At 53.8% G+C, this 240-nt stretch carries 1 protein-coding gene; it reads right to left on the bottom strand.

The window, feature by feature from the left end; all coding sequences use genetic code 11:
• Positions 1–240 (bottom strand): extracellular solute-binding protein (locus Q4563_RS22220; RefSeq protein WP_303606086.1); only part of this gene is annotated, 240 nt, incomplete at both ends.

Genomic DNA, 240 nt, shown 5'->3' with positions numbered 1-240 from the left:
GATCAGTTGGTACGCCAACTCTGGCGAATTGGCGTTGGTCGGAATCGCCATCACATCAATCCATAACGCCGCCCCCTCCCGGGGAATAAAATACGACAAATCGGCATTGCCCGCTGCCGCTGTCAGCAAATCACCGGAATACCCCACAGCCACACAGATCTTGCCGCTGGCCAGGTCATCCAGATACTGGGTTGTGTGTAAATAGCTGACCTCACCCAACGAATCTTTCAGCAATTGACC

The organism is Gilvimarinus sp. 1_MG-2023 (genome assembly GCF_030548285.1).
The sequence above is the reverse complement of the archived record's forward strand: the minus strand, read 5'-3'. Positions and strand labels throughout refer to the sequence as shown.